This is a genomic window from Olivibacter sp. SA151 (assembly GCF_054130995.1).
Window position 1 is genome coordinate 3,865,793 of record NZ_CP096391.1, and the last position, 16,394, is coordinate 3,882,186.

Annotated in this window: 15 protein-coding genes; 5 read left to right on the forward strand and 10 right to left on the reverse strand. The window is 41.5% G+C overall.

What is annotated here, in order from left to right:
- The first annotated feature begins 87 nt into the window (after positions 1-87).
- The 5 genes from secDF to M1D52_RS16120 all read left to right on the forward strand — a co-directional run bounded on the left by secDF (position 88) and on the right by M1D52_RS16120 (position 6,167).
- Positions 88-3,123 carry a protein translocase subunit SecDF gene (secDF, locus tag M1D52_RS16100; protein ID WP_437392970.1) on the forward strand — a complete coding sequence of 1,012 codons (3,036 nt, stop codon included), beginning with the start codon at positions 88-90 and terminating at the stop codon, positions 3,121-3,123.
- A 175-nt stretch (positions 3,124-3,298) separates the two neighbouring features.
- Positions 3,299-3,715 (forward strand): MarR family winged helix-turn-helix transcriptional regulator, encoded by a 417-nt coding sequence (locus M1D52_RS16105; protein ID WP_246860279.1) that lies wholly within the window; start codon positions 3,299-3,301, stop codon positions 3,713-3,715.
- Between the two features lie 18 nt (positions 3,716-3,733).
- Positions 3,734-4,738, forward strand: a complete 1,005-nt coding sequence (locus M1D52_RS16110; protein WP_437392971.1) for an NAD(P)/FAD-dependent oxidoreductase — start codon at positions 3,734-3,736, stop codon at positions 4,736-4,738.
- A gap of 170 nt (positions 4,739-4,908) precedes the next feature.
- Positions 4,909-5,229, forward strand: a complete 321-nt coding sequence (locus M1D52_RS16115; protein ID WP_013666234.1) for a 2Fe-2S iron-sulfur cluster-binding protein — start codon at positions 4,909-4,911, stop codon at positions 5,227-5,229.
- A gap of 77 nt (positions 5,230-5,306) precedes the next feature.
- Positions 5,307-6,167 carry a hydroxymethylglutaryl-CoA lyase gene (locus tag M1D52_RS16120; protein ID WP_437392972.1) on the forward strand — a complete coding sequence of 287 codons (861 nt, stop codon included), beginning with the start codon at positions 5,307-5,309 and terminating at the stop codon, positions 6,165-6,167.
- Between the two features lie 67 nt (positions 6,168-6,234).
- Here the strand turns inward: M1D52_RS16120 and rplT are convergent, their stop codons facing one another.
- The 10 genes from rplT to M1D52_RS16170 form a co-directional block, all read right to left on the reverse strand.
- Complete coding sequence (gene rplT, locus M1D52_RS16125) at positions 6,235-6,579, reverse strand: 50S ribosomal protein L20 (protein ID WP_130857328.1); 345 nt, start codon at positions 6,577-6,579, stop codon at positions 6,235-6,237.
- A 102-nt stretch (positions 6,580-6,681) separates the two neighbouring features.
- Complete coding sequence (gene rpmI / locus M1D52_RS16130; protein ID WP_013666231.1) at positions 6,682-6,882, reverse strand: 50S ribosomal protein L35; 201 nt, start codon at positions 6,880-6,882, stop codon at positions 6,682-6,684.
- A gap of 83 nt (positions 6,883-6,965) precedes the next feature.
- A complete protein-coding gene (infC, locus tag M1D52_RS16135; protein ID WP_013666230.1) occupies positions 6,966-7,535 on the reverse strand; it encodes a translation initiation factor IF-3 in 570 nt (189 codons plus the stop codon).
- A gap of 14 nt (positions 7,536-7,549) precedes the next feature.
- Positions 7,550-9,475, reverse strand: a complete 1,926-nt coding sequence (thrS, locus tag M1D52_RS16140) for a threonine--tRNA ligase (protein WP_013666229.1) — start codon at positions 9,473-9,475, stop codon at positions 7,550-7,552.
- Positions 9,476-9,748: 273 nt separating this feature from the next.
- Entirely contained in the window at positions 9,749-10,966 is a 1,218-nt protein-coding gene (locus M1D52_RS16145) for an aminotransferase class V-fold PLP-dependent enzyme (protein WP_437392973.1), read from the reverse strand.
- A 12-nt stretch (positions 10,967-10,978) separates the two neighbouring features.
- Entirely contained in the window at positions 10,979-12,100 is a 1,122-nt protein-coding gene (locus M1D52_RS16150; protein WP_437392974.1) for a bile acid:sodium symporter family protein, read from the reverse strand.
- Between the two features lie 24 nt (positions 12,101-12,124).
- Complete coding sequence (locus M1D52_RS16155; RefSeq protein WP_242627315.1) at positions 12,125-13,051, reverse strand: RraA family protein; 927 nt, start codon at positions 13,049-13,051, stop codon at positions 12,125-12,127.
- Between the two features lie 10 nt (positions 13,052-13,061).
- Positions 13,062-13,517, reverse strand: a complete 456-nt coding sequence (locus M1D52_RS16160) for a RidA family protein (RefSeq protein ID WP_130857324.1) — start codon at positions 13,515-13,517, stop codon at positions 13,062-13,064.
- Between the two features lie 40 nt (positions 13,518-13,557).
- A complete protein-coding gene (locus M1D52_RS16165; RefSeq protein ID WP_165447037.1) occupies positions 13,558-14,817 on the reverse strand; it encodes an amidohydrolase/deacetylase family metallohydrolase in 1,260 nt (419 codons plus the stop codon).
- 14 nt (positions 14,818-14,831) lie between these two features.
- Complete coding sequence (locus M1D52_RS16170; RefSeq protein WP_437392975.1) at positions 14,832-16,379, reverse strand: SusD/RagB family nutrient-binding outer membrane lipoprotein; 1,548 nt, start codon at positions 16,377-16,379, stop codon at positions 14,832-14,834.
- Positions 16,380-16,394: the final 15 nt, after the last annotated feature.

A 16,394-nucleotide genomic window follows, 5' to 3' on the forward strand; every position in this document is an offset into this window, starting at 1 on the left:
CCGGTCTTTCATCAGTCAATGAGGATCAGGGTTAACAGATGGGAATGTATACAACAATTATTACATAAATTACAACACTAAACAAAGATGCAAGGTAAAGGCCTAATTAACTTTTTTGTAATACTGATATCGATTGCGTGCCTGTATTCACTTTCATTTACTTTTGTAACCCGCAAGGTTGAGCGCGACGCAGTTGCTTATGCAAAAGGTGACCCCGTAAAGGAACGGGCTTATTTAGATTCAATGGCTACCGTAGATGTATATAACCTCGGTTTTGCCAAGTTCTCTTACCAATACTGCAAAGAGCGTGAATTGGCATTGGGATTGGATTTAAAGGGCGGGATGAATGTTACAATGGAAATCTCTCTGAAGGAGTTGATCAGTAATTTAGCGGACAATCCAAAAGACGAGAATTTTAAAAAGGCTTTGGACAACGCCGAAGCTCGGAGCAAAGACAGTCAAAAAGACTTTGTCAGCTTATTTGGAGAAGAGTTTAAGAAGTTAAATCCAAATGGAAAATTAGCTACTTTTTTTGCTAATAAAGACAATGCCGTTAATAACATCACCTCCAATTCAAGTGACGGCGACATCTTGGCTTTCCTACAAAAAGAGTCCGGTAGCGCAATTGACCGTTCTTTTAATATTTTACGTACACGTATTGATAAGTTTGGGGTTACTTCTCCTAATATTCAAAGGCAGCAAGGCACGAATAGAATTTTAATCGAGCTCCCAGGTGTAAGTGATGAAGATCGCGTACGTAAACTTTTACAAGGATCTGCGAAATTGGAATTCTGGGAAACTTATGACAACTCCGAAATTTTCCCATTATTGGAGAACATTAACCGAACATTGGCGTCAACATTAAAAGCAGACACTAAGTCTAATTCTTCGGTGACTGCGGCTGACACAAGTGCGAAGGATACTACAGGGGGTCGTTTGGCTTCATTAGGCGGCAATAAGGCAGCAGGAAGCGATTCGACCAAAAAAGACAGCAGTACAGTAGCTTTAGAGCAAGCGAAAAACCAAAACCCTTTATTCGCTGTATTGAGTCCAAATATCGGCCAGGGCCCACAAGGGCAACAAATGTTGGGTCAAGGACCTGTAATTGGCTATGTGTTACAGAAAGACACCGCTTTGGTTAATTCTTATTTTAATAGTGCTGAAATAAAAGCGATTATACCAGGTAATGTAAAATTATTGTGGAGTGTGAAACCCGTTTCTAAAGAAACAAAAATGTTTCAGCTTTTTGCAGTGAAACCAACGGGGCTGAATGCCGGTCCGGTACTTACCGGAAACGTGATTGCAGATGCACGCGCCGATGTTGATCAGCGCACCAATAATCCGCAAGTAGAAATGGTGATGAACAGCGAGGGCGCTCGTGAGTGGAGAAAAATCAGTGCAGCAGCAGCCGCAGCAAATCCAAAAAAAGCAATCGCAATTGTATTAGACAATACAGTTTATTCGGCACCTACCGTACAGGATGAAATTCCTAATGGTGTTTCTTCCATTACCGGAAACTTCACCTTCGAAGACACACAGGACTTAGCCAATGTTTTGAAAGCAGGACGTTTACCGGCTCCAGCTAAAATCGTGGAAGAAGCTATTGTTGGCCCTACCTTAGGACAAGCGGCAATTGATGCTGGTATCAATTCATCTGTTATCGGCTTAGTAGTAGTACTTATCTTTATGATTTTCTATTACAACCGCGCTGGCTTAGTTGCTAACATTGCCGTAATCTTCAACGTATTTTTCATCATGGGAATCCTTGCCTCGTTGGGGGCAGTACTAACGCTTCCCGGTATCGCAGGTATCGTATTGACTATGGGAACTGCCGTAGACGCGAACGTTCTTATCTACGAGCGTATCCGTGAAGAGTATGCATTAGGTAAGGGCGTTAGACAGGCAATTTCCGATGGTTATAAACACGCAATGCCTTCTATCTTAGACTCACAGATAACTACTTTCCTAGTCGGTCTTATTCTATATATCTTTGGAACCGGTCCAATCTTAGGCTTTGCGACCACTTTATTGATCGGTATTATCACTTCTTTATTTACAGCCATCTTCATTACGCGTATCATTTTCGAATGGATGATCAAGAAGGATATGAAAATTTCCGTTTCTTATCCATGGAGTGATCACACATTGAAAAACGTTAACTTCGGCTTTATAAAGAACCGCAAGAAATTCTATGCAATTTCAATTGCCTTAACAATTATCAGCTTAATTTCAATTTTCACTAAAGGCTTTAGTTTAGGTGTTGATTTCTCCGGTGGACGGACCTATACCGTTAAATACGAGAAGGCGGTAAACTTAGAAGAAGTTCGTGATCATGTAAACGGTACCTTCAATGTAACAAGCGAGGTAAAAACATTCGGTGGTGATAATCAATTACGCGTAACAACACCTTACCTGATTGACCAGACAGATGATGCCGCCGATAAGCAGGTTTTAGATAAGTTGAACGAAGGACTTGCAAAAGTGCAGAATAACCCTTACCAAATTGTGAGTTCGCAAAAGGTCGGTCCTACAATAGCGAATGACATTAAGGTATCCGCTATTTATTCGGTGATTTTCTCAATTATCGTAATTGCGCTATACATTCTTATTCGATTCCGCAAGTGGCAATACAGTATAGCTGCCGCCATTTCGCTTGCTCATGATGCGATTATCCTTTTGGGAATCTTTTCGCTCTTTGATGGTATTCTTCCATTTTCGTTGGACTTGGATCAACACTTTATTGCTGCTGTTCTAACGGTGCTCGCTTATTCTATCAACGACACAGTAGTCGTGTTCGACCGTATCCGCGAATACTTGCGTGAGCATCGTGCTAAAAACGAGCCGATCTATCATGTAGTAAATACGGCGATTAATAAAACGCTTAGCCGCACCATCATTACTTCTTTAACGGTAATATTTGTTTTGGCAGTGCTATTTGTGTTCGGCGGTGAAGTAATTCGCGGTTTCTCCTTTGCTATCTTGATTGGTATTATTTTTGGAACTTATTCGTCTATCTTTATAGCATCTCCGGTCTTTGCCGATTTGCAGGGAGACGGTGAAGAAAAAAACACAAAAGAAATCGCTTCGACAGAGCGAGGGAACTTAAAGCCAGCGAAAGCATAAACCAGCTGTATTATAAAAAAAAGGGAGGTGTTTAATAAAAACACCTCCCTTTTTTTTGCTACCATCCCTACCTCTCTCACTCCTAAGTCATTTTCGATTTTTTACTTTTTAATTTTTAATTTAACACAATATATTTGTCATACTAAATATTGTTATGCAAAAAGAACCATACAACATGTATTCATTTTTACTCGATCGTACAGCGCGCCGGGTAAAGCAATATGCACAGGCAACGTTCAGCAATAAAGGCTTCGATATAACCTTAGATCAATGGATGGTATTAAAAAATCTCTATGAATATGCAGATTTGACACAGAAAGAACTGGCAGAACGTTGTGGTAAAGATCAACCCACTTTGACCCGCATCGTTGATCTCTTAGCAAAGAAGGAATTGGCAGAACGTAAAGTTCATCCAAATGACAGAAGAAGTTTTATCGTGCATCTAACAGATAAAGGGATTTCGAAGGTGGAAGAATTATCGCCGCAAATTAAAGAAATACGAACTAAAGCATGGGAAAACCTTAACGAAGATGATTTTCGACAGCTAGAGCGGATATTAAATAGCATTTATAATAACTTAGAGCTCAAGTAGCCCTTAAAATTAACAGATATGATTACTACAGATATATGTATAATAGGTGCAGGACCTGTTGGTTTGTTTGCCGTTTTTGAGGCAGGTTTATTGAAAATGCGTTGCCACCTGATAGATGCCTTACCTCAGGTTGGTGGGCAGCTGGCTGAAATTTATCCACATAAACCCATTTACGACATTCCCGGTTATCCCGCCATCAATGCGCAAGAGCTTATCGATAAACAGATGGAACAAATCGCTCCTTTTCATCCAGGTTTTACTTTGGGGGAACGTGTGGAAACTTTGGAAAAACAACACGATGGCTCCTATATTATCAAAGGCAATGAGGGGACGGACATCCATGCGCAAGTGGTAGTAATTGCGGGAGGGTTGGGTTCTTTTGAACCGCGTAAACCTGAAATAGAAGGTTTGGCCGACTTTGAAGGCAAAGGCATCTATTATATGATTAAAAATCCGGAGCAATTTAGAAATAGAAAGGTTGTTATTGCCGGCGGAGGTGATTCAGCTTTGGATTGGACTATATTTTTAAGTGAAATTGCAGAAAAAGTCACCCTCGTGCATCGGAGCGAAAGTTTTAGAGGTGCACCCGATTCAGCGGAAAAGGTTTTCAATCTTGCTAACAGTGGTAAGATCAACTTGTTATTATCACACAATTTAATTCGGGTAGAAGGAAGGGGCCACTTAACAAAAGTTGCCATGATTAACAAACAAAAGGAAGAGATTTCTTTAGAAACAGATGCACTTATACCACTTTTTGGTTTAAGTCCAAAATTAGGACCAATCGCTCAATGGGGCTTGGCAATCGATAGGTCGGCCATAGAAGTGAATACGACTGATTATTCTACCAGTATAGAACGCATATATGCTATTGGCGATATTAACACGTATCCGGGCAAACTAAAACTGATCCTATGCGGTTATCATGAAGCTGCTTTAATGGCGCAAAGTGCTTTCAAATACGTGTACCCTGATCAAAAGCTGAGCTTTAAATATACGACGGTCAACGGTATTCACGCATTTTAGTTTTGGTTAATGGGTTAACTCGAATAGTACCACAGCAAAAAAACAAAGCGAATAACAACAACTAATAACAATAACTAATAACTAATAACTAATAACTAATAACTAATAACTAATAACCAATAACCAATAACCAATAGGGAATAACAAACAACTAAAACAAACAATTAACAATGATTCATATAACTGTAGAAGATAGAACTGGTTCGGTGGAAACTATAGAAATTCCCGAGGATATTAATTTGAGCCTAATGGAAGTGCTAAAGGCCTCAGAATACAATATACTAGCCACCTGTGGAGGCATGGCATTGTGTGCTACCTGCCACGTAGAAGTATTGTCCGGAATGGAACGACTTCATGAAGCATCTGATGATGAATTGAACATGTTGGATACACTTCCTGATGCTGATGAAAACAGTAGACTAGCCTGCCAAATTCGATTAAATGAGCAATTGGACGGCCTTCACATAAAAATCAAGGGGTCGTTGGACTAAGAATCCATGGAAATAAGTCTCAAAAACTTCACCTCGACATATGTTTAGTATTTTTGTATAACTAAACGAGCTAAATTATGGTCAAAATCACCGAATGTCCACGAGACGCGATGCAAGGAATTAAAGAATTTATCCCAACACTCCATAAAGTCGCCTATTTAAATCTATTGTTAAAAGTAGGGTTTGACCGCCTGGATTTCGGTAGCTTTGTCTCTCCAAAAGCAATACCTCAACTACAGGACACCGCGGCCGTTTTATCACAATTAAACCTTTCAGATAGCAGCACTAAATTACTCGCCATTGTTGCGAATGTTAGAGGAGCCAAGGAAGCCAGTGCCTTTTCTCAGATAAGCTTTCTTGGCTTTCCATTTTCTGTTTCTGAAACTTTTCAGCAACGCAACACCAACACGAGTATTCAACAGTCTCTCGCAAATGTGGAAGAGATAATAACGATCTGTAAAGAGTTTGGCAAAGAACCATTGATTTACTTATCAATGGCATTCGGCAATCCATACGGTGATCCTTGGTCTCCCGAAATCGTTGCTATTTATGCAGAGTTATTAGTAAAAAAGGGAGTCAAACATTTAATGCTTGCCGATACTATTGGTGTGTCTACTCCGGAAAGTATTCAAATGCTTTATCAAAATCTAAATAAGCATTTTCCTCATATTGATCTGGGAGTTCACTTACATAGCACGCCCCAAACTATGTTAGCGAAAATACAGGCTGCTTATAATAGTGGGTGCCAACGTTTTGATACGGCTATAGGAGGTTATGGCGGATGTCCGATGGCAAGTGACAAATTGACAGGAAATATTGCAACGGAGGTATTGTTATCCTTTTTACAAGAGCGAAATATCAACAGCCAGGTTGATCAAACAGCACTTTTAAAAGCTCAACACTATAGCAGTCAAATCTTTCACGGCCGTAGTAATTGAAATAATAAATCAATAAAAAAGGAGGTCAAGACCTCCTTTTAACTAATAGATTGTGATAAGTTAATATTTATTTAACTGCATCAACTACTGCTTTGAAAGCATCAGGATTGTTTAACGCTAAATCCGCTAAAACCTTACGATTTAAACCGATATTCTTAGCACTTAACTTACCTATCAACTGAGAATAAGAAATCCCATGTTGACGAGCACCTGCATTGATACGTTGAATCCATAATGCTCTAAATTCTCTTTTTTTGGTTTTACGGTCGCGATAAGCATATTGCAAACCTTTTTCTACCGTATTTTTAGCAATGGTATACACCTTGCTACGTGATCCATAATAGCCTTTTGCTAATTTAAGGATCTTCTTTCTTCTTCTTCTCGAAGCTACTGCGTTAACCGAACGTGGCATAATAAATAAATTTAGTTTGGTATAAGGCGCTATGTTTTCTTAAGTATTCAGTCAATAGACTTACAACCCAATACCCGGTTAAAAATTTTGTTAAAATAATTACTATTTACCGATCCCAAGCATACGTTTTACATTGCCTAAATCTGCATCTGATACTAAACCGGAACGTGTTAAATTACGTTTACGTTTAGTGCTCATCTTGGTTAAGATATGGCTTTTGTATGCATGTTTTCTCTTAATCTTACCGGTTCCAGTCAGGCTAAAACGTTTCTTAGCGCTGGAATTGGTTTTCACTTTTGGCATAATCTTATCTGTTATTATCTATCTATTAGTCTCTTGTTAATAGGTCTCCCGGCGCAAAGCCCGGCGACTCTCTACCCTTGGGGTTATTTTGTTTTCGGATTTTTTGGGGCAACAGTGATAAACATCCGCTTTCCCTCTAGTTTAGGCAGTAATTCCACTTTGCCAATTTCCTCCAAAGCCTGTGCAAATTTCAGCAAAAGAATTTCACCACGGTCCTTATATACAATAGCTCTACCTTTAAAATGTACGTAAGCGCGTACCTTTTCTCCAGCTTCCAAGAACTTAATGGCATGCTTAAGTTTGAACTCGAAATCGTGCTCATTCGTATTCGGGCCGAAACGGATTTCCTTAATGACCGTCTGTTTAGCATTGGCCTTAATTTCCTTCAGCTTCTTCTTTTGTTCGTAAACAAATTTACTATAATCGACAACCTTACATACAGGAGGATTTGCATTTGGGGAAATCTCCACCAAATCAAGCTCCAACTCGTCTGCTATGGCTAAAGCCTGTTTAATCGGGTAAACCCCTTGCTCCACATTTTCGCCAACTAAGCGTACTTCCGCAGCTCTAATGTGCTGATTAATTCTATGGTCGGGTTCTTTCTTTTTAAAAGGAGGACGCGGCCCCCTCATTCCTGGTTTTCCTAATGACAAATTTTTTCCTTAATTTAAACTGTTATTTCTTCAATTAATTGCTTACTAAAGGCTTCTATAGTCATGCTACCAAGATCGCCTTCGCCATGTTTTCGAACAGAAATCGTGCCATTTTCAACCTCTTTTTCGCCTACGATGAGCATGTAAGGTATTTTCTTGACTTCCGCATCCCGTATCTTTCTGCCTACTTTTTCGTCTCGCAAATCAATCAACCCGCGAATATCGGTATTATTTAACGATTCCAAAAGTTTTTTTGCATATTCTTCATATTTTTCAGAAACAGGCAATATGATAAACTGTTCCGGGGTAAGCCATAGCGGAAACTCACCGGCGCAATGCTCGATTAAAACGGCGACAAAACGTTCTAGCGAGCCAAAGGGTGCGCGATGAATCATTACCGGCCGATGTTTCTGATTATCACTGCCTGTGTATTCTAACTCGAACCGTTCCGGCAAATTATAATCGACCTGGATTGTACCAAGTTGCCATTTACGCCCCAATGCGTCTTTGACCATAAAATCCAATTTCGGGCCGTAAAAGGCCGCTTCCCCTAACTCGGTCACGGTTTTAAGCCCTTTCTCTTCAGCAGCTTCTACGATAGCCGCTTCAGCAAGTAGCCAATTTTCTTCACTGCCAATGTATTTTCCCTTATTTTCAGGATCTCTTAGTGATATCTGTGCGGTATAATCATCAAAGCCTAAAGCTTTGAATACATAAAGGACAAGATCAATAACTTTTTTGAATTCGTCTTTTACTTGATCCGGACGACAAAACAGGTGCGCATCATCCTGCGTAAAACCTCTTACACGAGTTAACCCATGTAATTCTCCGCTCTGCTCATAACGATATACGGTACCAAATTCAGCAAAACGTACCGGAAGATCTTTGTATGATCGGGGTTTTGTTTTGTAAATCTCGCAATGGTGTGGACAGTTCATGGGTTTCAGTAGAAACTCCTCTCCTTCTTGCGGTGTACGAATCGGCTGAAAAGAATCTGCTCCATACTTTTCGTAGTGGCCAGAGGTAACATACAGGTTTTTATGGCCAATGTGCGGTGTTACAACCGGTTCATATCCTGCCTTCATTTGTGCACGTTGCAGAAAGTCAACCAGTTTCTGGCGCAATGCGGCTCCCTTGGGAAGCCACAGAGGTAAGCCCATGCCTACTCTTTCTGAGAACGCGAACAATTCCAATTCTTTGCCCAATTTCCGGTGGTCCCTTTTCTTAGCTTCTTCAATCATATGAAGATAATCGGCTAATTCGCTTGCCTTAGGGAAAGTAACGCCGTAAATCCTAGTTAACTGTTTTCTGCTTTCATCACCACGCCAATAGGCTCCTGCCACATTGGTTAGTTTGATGGCTTTTATAAAACCTGTATTTGGGATATGTGGCCCTCTACAGAGGTCTGTAAAATTGCCCTGGGTATAAAAGGTTATGGATCCGTCCGCTAAATCCTTTATCAAATCCAACTTATATTCATCGCCTTTTTCGGTAAAATACGCTAGCGCATCTGATTTGGATACTTGCTGCCGCACGTAATCAGATTTCGTACGTGCCAATTCCAACATCTTATCCTCAATTTTTTTAAAATCGTCCGAAGAAAAAGGCCGATCACCAAAATCGACATCGTAATAAAAGCCGGTTTCGATAGCTGGTCCAATACCAAATTTAGTCCCGGGATATAGCGCCTCCAACGCTTCTGCCATTAAGTGGGCAGAAGAATGCCAAAATGTCGATTTGCCGTCTTTGTCATTCCAAGTCAGCAATCTTACAGATGCATCCTTTTCAATAGGTCTGGTCGCATCCCATACTTGTCCGTCAACTTCGGCAGCTAAAACGTTACGGGCTAAGCCCTCAGAAATTGATTGGGCAATTTGCAAAGAAGTGATTCCCTTCTCGTACTCGCGAATGGAACCATCAGGAAGTGTGATTTTAATCATCTACAACTATGATTTTAATGTTCTAAAAAATATTGTTTTCTAAATCACCTACAATGTGATTTTTGTGACGACAAAGATATTAAAAAGTAAAAACTAAAAAGTAAAAATTAAAAAGTAAAAAGTCAAAAGAGCGAGTTGGTTCATTCTTGTGGTTTCTGCCAGCAGTTTAATGCACAGTCAAAAATACGCTTAATAAAAAAAGTCCGGCATTTAAATACCGGACTTTCAACCAAATTATCCTGTTGCTTATGCCCTTTAAGCAACCTCTTTCGACTAAACCACTGTCGAAAGTTCTTCACGCAGCCGCTTGGCTACCACTTTTTCCTGTCCCGGCTTTAGCATCCAAGCAGTTAAAATCAAAGAAGTATCCTCAGCTCCACCTACTTCTATAGAAGGTGTTCCATTCCGTAAACGTTGTTGTAATTCCTTGCCCGATATTTTCACCTTTTCTGCATTCCAATGGATATGTAGCGTTGGTGTCACATTTCCCAAAGGAGGCACCTTCACCTCCGTCGTAACACCTTCAACCGCTTGCGCTGCCGTTGCGATCAGATCAATTTGAGCCTGTTGTAAGTTCCACTCTTGTTGATGATCAAGGTTGATAAACTTCTCTAAGGCAACATACATACCTAAAATTTCTTCCTTATTCACTTTCATCCCTCTGCCAATATTAAACCCACGTGGAGGCATATGTAATCTAGCTGCTTGTATAAATTTCTTTTTACCCATCAATAAACCGGCACTCTGCGGTCCGCGGATCGCCTTTCCTCCGGATACGCACACTAAATCAAAGCCCATTTCATGAAATTTCCACAAGTTGGAAACAGGTGGTACGTCAGCCGCGATATCAATCATGGTAGGAACACCATGTTTTTTTGCAATCGAGACCCACTCCTCGTGCATGATGCTACCTTTGTCAGCCTGTACGTTAAGAAAGAACATCAACGCCGTTCGTTCATTAATGGTTTGCTCAAGCTCTTCCCTCGTTTCTACCATCACAATTTTACAACCCGTATTTTTAAGCGCATGGGTATAAACAATTTCATGCCCTTTTTGACAGATCACCTCCGACTTCATATCGGTTCCCATTAGGTGGGGTAACTGAATTGCTTTTTCTTCGTCAAGGCCCGTTAATATTCCGGCCAATCCCAAAGTCATAGCGGAAAAACATCCTGCTGTTACGACGGCAGATTCCGCATGTACCAAACTCGCAATTTTTTCACCTACTTTATCTTGCAATTCATCCAGCATGCAAAAATCCGCTGCACTGTAGTTTATCGCTTCCAGTACTTCCGGTCGCATAAGGGATCCCGTCATAGCGGTATAGGTTCCGGCAGCGTTGATAAAAGTACGTACGCCCAATTCTTTGAATAGCTCTCGACCCCGCCGCCCCTTATCCAGCCATAATAATCTATTCCCGTCTACATAAGGGGTGATGAATCCACCGGCAGGCAGCATCGACAAATATTTTAATAGTTCTCTTCTTCTCATGATAAATTCTTTTTAATTTTTAAGCTCGCTAACCGTTTTAAGCGCAGCGTCAGGAGTAGCTAGTGGTTTATTTTGCCAATAGGAAGCTAACAATGATCCTGTGATATTCATTAAAGGCCCAAAGATGGCAGGTGCTAGTCCCACTGTAGCTAGCTTACCCATTTCCTTTGCAATACCGGAGGCTAGGCCTCCATTCTGCATTCCCACTTCAATTGCCATGGTTCGGCAGTCGCGCTCAGACATACGGAAAAGTCTACCGCAACTATAGCCTAAGAAATAACCTGTTAAATTGTGTATTAAAACGAGCAGGATCAATTGCGGACCAATATGGAGTAAACTATCTCTACCGGCAGCTGTAATGATGGCAATGATAATAGCAATACCTGCCATCGAGATTTTAGGCATAAATGCGTCTAACCACTTTACTTTGCCATGAAATAGTCTATTGAATAACAAACCGGCACCTATGGGTAGTATAACCATCTTCAAAATATCCCACATCATGTCTAATAGGTGGATTTCTACAAATGCACCGGCTAATAGCTTCATCAGCGTCGGAGTTACCAAAGGTGATAGTAATGTTGATACCGCTGTGATCGTAATCGATAATGGTAAATTGGCCTTAGCCATATAAGACATCACATTGGAGGCCATTCCATTGGGCGAACAGCCAATCAGAATAATTCCAGCTGCTATTTCCGGAGAAAAGCCGCTTACATTGGCCAGGAAAAAGCCAACACAGGGCATAATGATGAAATGACTTACTACACCAATAAAAACGCCCTTTGGATGCTTAATCACCCCCACAAAATCGTGTACGCTCATGGAAGTCCCCATGCCGAACATGATCAGCTGTATCAAAGGAGTGATCAGCTCAGCCAATGGAAAACCGTTAACACTTACAAAGTGTTGGGGATAGCACAGCGCCGCCGCAACCATTGCAAATATCATCATTGAATAAGCATACCCTTGTAACGACTTAATGGTCCGAAAAGATAAGGCCGTTGCTAGCAAACATATAATAAGGCTCGGGCCCCATACTGATTGCTTCTGGGTCCAGTAAGCCCATATGCCCAGGATTGCCGTCACCATTGCAATCAACAAAGTGACTTTGTGAAATGAAAATTGCCTCATATCAAATATTTAGGTTCATTATGTTTACCAGGTTCTTTTTTCCATTAGTTGATCCAGCTGTTTCTTGGTAAGCCTCACCCGATCTTCTTGTTCCTTTAACCAGTTCAGAAAATCAAGTTTTATCGGATCATCCCACTGGTTATCGATCTGTCCTACACTGTATTTCCCCGCTTGAATTCGATCTTTTCCAAAGGCATCCCTCAATTGGATAAATTCGGCAGTGACGATGACCTCTTCTGCCAGGTGGGCCGGTATAAAAAGCACCCCCTCTTTATTACACAACACTAAATCTCCAGGTAACACAATCGCTTTGCCGATACGTATCGGTGTATTAAGTCCCATTAACATTGATTCCTCTAAAAAAGACGGATGGAAATCACGTACAAAAGCATTGAAACCTTTTATGTCGGCTAAACCATCAAAATCACGTGCTCCGGCATCAAAAACTACGCCCTTACCGGTACGCTGAAAGATGGTGGTTCCCAGGGTTTGTCCAATCAAGGTTCCACCCGCTACTTTCCCGAAGCCGTCAGCGACGTACACATCTCCTTTTTGCAGTAGCTCAATGGGCCACGCATTGGTGCTTCCTTTAAGGCCTTTTTCATGCCCCCGCTCTAATATGGCATCTTCTATATCGGGCCTCCTTGGCATATACGCGGCCGTTACAGCGCGCCCTGCAAAGACCTCATTTTCACGAATCGCTTTCCACCCATCCTCAAATTGATTATAATAGCCCGCATTTCTCAGAATGGTCCAAGCATCATCAAAACCAATACGCTCGGCTCTTAAAAGGAGTGAATCAGGAATCTTCGGGCGCCCATCTCGGTAACGCTCCCCTTTCCAGGAGGAAGTTAGAAAACGAAGTTCTTCTTTTGTTATTTGCTGAGCTGCGCCGGTAGTAACAAAAAAGAGCAGCATCATAAGCATAAAAAAACTTTTCCTAACGTACATTCTGTTCATGTTAAACATAGGCTATGCAATCCATTTCCACGAGCGAATCACCGGGCACCCCGCCATAAGTCGCCACGGTAGTGCGTACGGGCGGTTTACTGCCAAATCGTCCTTGATACACCTCATTCATGGCCTTGTAATCTCCAAGATCTGCCAGATAGACGTTGACTTTCAGCACCTTTTCCATCGATGATCCTGCCTTTTTTAGTTCCGCTTCCAATTCTTTTAATACATGATCTGTATGTGCTTTTATATCACCATCGAAATGTGCCCCTTTACCGGCCACGAACACTAATCCGTTATATTTGGTGGATCCCGAGAATAAAGGCACATTGTCCTGCTTAGTTATATTGAAGGTTTCTTTTGTGGCCGACTTGCTTTCAGCTCGAAGCATGGCATTAGCTCCTAATAGACCTACCATGGAGGCAAACAATCTTTTAATGACTGATCTTCTTTCTGTTTTCATAATGAATAAATTTGATTGTTAAACTGTTATATGGTTTTTGTTAATGTTCCGTTTGCTTTTTAGCAACGACTATAGGGTTAGCGATCCCATTGAGATCGTATACAATCTCTCCACCTCGCACGGTCATTTCACAGGCTAACTTCTGCTTTCCGTTGATCTTGTATCCTGTATAATCAAAGTATCCGAAATTTCCATTAAGTACATTCAGAATAGCAATATCAGCCTCTGCCCCTACACTCAGACTACCTAGTTCCGGTCGTTTTATTATTTGAGCGGGTTGCCAAGTACTGGCGGCAACTACCTGCTGCAAGCTCATTCCCATTACCAAACACTTAGACATCACGCTCAGCATATCCTTCATCGCATTATTCATACTGCCTGTATGGATATCGGTACTAATAGCGTCCGGATAGAAGCCTTCTTTGATAGCTGGAATTGCCTGGCTAAAGGAAAAGCTAATCCCTCCGTAGCCCACATCAAAATACCGCCCCTCCTTTCGCGCTTTCCATGCAAAAGGCTTCACTTTCTTTTCAGTGGGATCGACAATTGATTCGCGCCCTTTGATCTGTGCAAAACAATGGGTTAAAATGTCACCTTTTCTTAAATGGTTCAGGAGCAGGTCTTCCAAAGGTAGTGGGGGTATACTACCACCGAAGTCCACCATAACCGGCAAATTACCCGCTTGCTTCCCCGCTTCTACGGCATGATCAACTATTGTCCAATCCGGGCCTTCAAAATGAGCTACTTTGAAGCCTACGATATAAGGGTGGAATTGCCGAGCAACCAAAGCGGCCATTTTTGGATCGGTATCCTTTAAGTCCTGCTCATAAGCACCACCGCGCATTCCTTCACCAATAATGTTTAAGAAAGCAAGTACGCGGGTTTTTGAGTGATCTATTGTCTGATCCTTATAAAGCTGAAAATTTCTCCAACCGGGACTTCCGGCATCCACGACCGTGGTAACGCCATTGCGAAAAGTAAAGCCGTCCGGTGGAATAGCCGTATAACTATTTCTCAGGTAACTATGCGGTTCGGTCCCGAAAAAATGATGCGCGTGAATATCGATTAAACCAGGTGTTACATACAGTTTTTCCGCGAGGACAACTTGTGTAGCCTTTCCTTGAATATTTTTAGCCACCTGGACAATTTTCCCGTCCTTAATGGCAATGTCCATTACTTCATCGATACCATTCTTCGGATCGATGACGTGCCCACCTTTAATAAGTATCGCGTAGTCTTGCGCGCATAATGTTGCGCTAAGAACGGTTAGCGTAATAAAAAATATGATCTTTTTATACATAATGCTTCTGCTGATTAGTTCGCGGGATCCCACCATACACGACTGGTTAAGGCATTTGTTCCTCCTTGCCGTTGTTTTGCTTCATTAAAATTATCGCGATTGTAACTTTCTTCAGTTAGTGGCACCACAAAACGTCGGGGGATGGTTCCTCCTGTCAGGTTTCCCGGATAGTTAGTCGGAGTCAGGCTGGGGTAACCCGTCCGGCGCCAATTAGCAAAAATTTCATATTCATCTTGTAAGAATAAGGACACCCATAATTGGGTATAAATCTGTTCAAGCTTTTCTTCAAAAGTGCCCTGATTATTAAATGGGTGTTGTGATAAGTAGAAATTAATCCGAGCTTCACTGATTTCCCCATGTTGACCAAATAAACTCCATTGATGCATTGCTGCGCGTACCGCAGCTTCATAAGTTTGCGCGGGATTACCATCATACCATCCGCGGAGAGCGGCTTCCGTGAGTAATAAATTCGTTTCGGCATTTGTTAAAACCAAATGAGGGGCATCGTAACGTAGAATCGTGTTTGGATTCGGTTCCGAATAACTTGCAAAATCGGCGGGAAATGAATTAAAAGCAGCATTGGGCATCCCCTTTTGAATCGCTGAACTGGTGTCCGCTACATAGGTACCTGTTGCGTTACGTACCCAGACGACAGCAATTGCATTTAATCGCGGATCCTGCGTCTCTTTCATATGATCAATAAAGGTTTTGGCCAGTTTACCCCCTTCTATATTATCCACCGCTTGCGGATTGAGATAATCCGTATTCAAAAGAGCTGTTGCAATGAAATTACGCTGTGCTACTTGCGATCCATCTACATATTGAATGCGTGCCAAATCGTTATCATTCATAACTACCCCTCCCGCGATTGCCTTTCTTACCCAACTTTCTGCAAGCGTCGCATCTATCTTTGTCAAACGCATGCCCAGGCGTAACATCAATGAATATGCAAATTGCCTCCATTTCGTAACGTTTCCGGCATAAATCAAATCGCCATTGCCAAAAGTTGGTAAATCCGGATCCAACGTATTGGCCGACTCTTCCAATTCTTTCAATAAATCGTTATAAATCGTGGCTTGCACATCATATTTCGGTGTGTAATTTTGGTTACTAGCACCAAAACCTGCTTCGGTATATGGAACGTCGCCATATAAGTCAGTAAGCCTGTGAAATATTAAAACCTTCCAAATACGTGCAATAGCCAATTTATTAATGTCTTCGGGATTGGCGCTTACTGCATCGATCACTTTTTTTATTTCAATAACGGCTGTAGAATAAGCCTCCCAACTATTGTATGAATAGGTTTCATTAAAATATTTATCGCCTGCGGCGGGTACTTCTTTATAGGTAGCCGTCTGCTGCATCGATCCGCCAATTGTTAAATAAGCAGCACCGACATAATTGAAACTCACACCATCTAATAGCGCCTTCGTAAACATGTATTCAGGCACCACCGTGGTTGAAGCGTTTGGGTTAACATTCATCTCTTCAAAACCTTTATCGCAGGCAGAAAAGAAGCAGAACAACGAAACCGCTAACACATGTAGAAATAGCTTTTTCATATCTTTTGGTCTATT

Coding starts and splice junctions, on each gene's coding strand:
- secDF (WP_437392970.1), top strand. CDS start 88: ATGCAAGGTAAAGGCCTAATTAACTTTTTTGTAATACTGATATCGATT.
- M1D52_RS16105 (WP_246860279.1), top strand. CDS start 3,299: ATGTATTCATTTTTACTCGATCGTACAGCGCGCCGGGTAAAGCAATAT.
- M1D52_RS16110 (WP_437392971.1), top strand. CDS start 3,734: ATGATTACTACAGATATATGTATAATAGGTGCAGGACCTGTTGGTTTG.
- M1D52_RS16115 (WP_013666234.1), top strand. CDS start 4,909: ATGATTCATATAACTGTAGAAGATAGAACTGGTTCGGTGGAAACTATA.
- M1D52_RS16120 (WP_437392972.1), top strand. CDS start 5,307: ATGGTCAAAATCACCGAATGTCCACGAGACGCGATGCAAGGAATTAAA.
- rplT (WP_130857328.1), bottom strand. CDS start 6,579: ATGCCACGTTCGGTTAACGCAGTAGCTTCGAGAAGAAGAAGAAAGAAG.
- rpmI (WP_013666231.1), bottom strand. CDS start 6,882: ATGCCAAAAGTGAAAACCAATTCCAGCGCTAAGAAACGTTTTAGCCTG.
- thrS (WP_013666229.1), bottom strand. CDS start 9,475: ATGATTAAAATCACACTTCCTGATGGTTCCATTCGCGAGTACGAGAAG.
- M1D52_RS16145 (WP_437392973.1), bottom strand. CDS start 10,966: ATGAGAAGAAGAGAACTATTAAAATATTTGTCGATGCTGCCTGCCGGT.
- M1D52_RS16150 (WP_437392974.1), bottom strand. CDS start 12,100: ATGAGGCAATTTTCATTTCACAAAGTCACTTTGTTGATTGCAATGGTG.
- M1D52_RS16155 (WP_242627315.1), bottom strand. CDS start 13,051: ATGTACGTTAGGAAAAGTTTTTTTATGCTTATGATGCTGCTCTTTTTT.
- M1D52_RS16160 (WP_130857324.1), bottom strand. CDS start 13,517: ATGAAAACAGAAAGAAGATCAGTCATTAAAAGATTGTTTGCCTCCATG.
- M1D52_RS16165 (WP_165447037.1), bottom strand. CDS start 14,817: ATGTATAAAAAGATCATATTTTTTATTACGCTAACCGTTCTTAGCGCA.
- M1D52_RS16170 (WP_437392975.1), bottom strand. CDS start 16,379: ATGAAAAAGCTATTTCTACATGTGTTAGCGGTTTCGTTGTTCTGCTTC.